Below are 618 nucleotides of genomic sequence, written 5' to 3' on the forward strand. Positions count from 1 at the left end.
TCTCCGGCCACGCCCAGTTCGCCCTCGATACCGGGACGAAGGTGTTCTTCGCCGATCCCCACTCGCCCTGGCAACGACCGACGAACGAGAACACGAACGGCCTGCTGCGCCAGTACTTCCCGAAGGGCACCGACCTCTCCCGCTGGTCTTCCGCAGACCTCGGAGCCGTCGCCATGGCGATCAACAACCGGCCCCGCAAGACTCTCGGCTGGCGGACACCCGCCGAGGTCTTCGAAGAGCAGCTACGCTCGCTTCAACAACCCGGTGTTGCAACCACCGGTTGAACTCGCCGAATACACGTCCCGGAAGTTCGGCCGCGCCTGCCGCAAGCTGGGCGTCTTCCAGTCCATGGGGCGCGTGGGATCGTGCTTCGACAACGCGGTGAGCGAGGCGTTCAACAGCGTCCTCAAGGTCGAGTACGTCCACCGGCGCACCTTCGCCACCCGGGCCGAGGCCCGGATCAGGATCGCCACCTGGATCACCGACTTCTACAACGCCCGTCGGCTACACAGCGTGTGCGACTTCAAGAGTCCGATCGACTACGAACGCGAGTACTGAACCGGCCTCACTGTGGGGCTGGCCGCATAGGAAGGACTCCACACTTCGAGGGGATTGACA

The 618-nt window shown here is 64.4% G+C and carries 2 protein-coding genes; both read left to right on the plus strand.

All coding sequences use genetic code 11. The features are described from left to right. Positions 1 to 284, plus strand: a 284-nt coding sequence (locus OTB19_RS43290) for an IS30 family transposase (RefSeq protein ID WP_267804354.1), incomplete at its 5' end; no start/stop codon positions are given. Beyond that, complete coding sequence (locus tag OTB19_RS43295; protein ID WP_267804356.1) at positions 268 to 558, plus strand: integrase core domain-containing protein; 291 nt, start codon at positions 268 to 270, stop codon at positions 556 to 558. The genes OTB19_RS43290 and OTB19_RS43295, both read left to right, overlap by 17 nt. Positions 559 to 618: the final 60 nt, after the last annotated feature.

Origin of the sequence: Streptomyces sp. H27-H5 (assembly GCF_026627505.1) — a bacterium.
Lineage (GTDB): Bacteria > Actinomycetota > Actinomycetes > Streptomycetales > Streptomycetaceae > Streptomyces.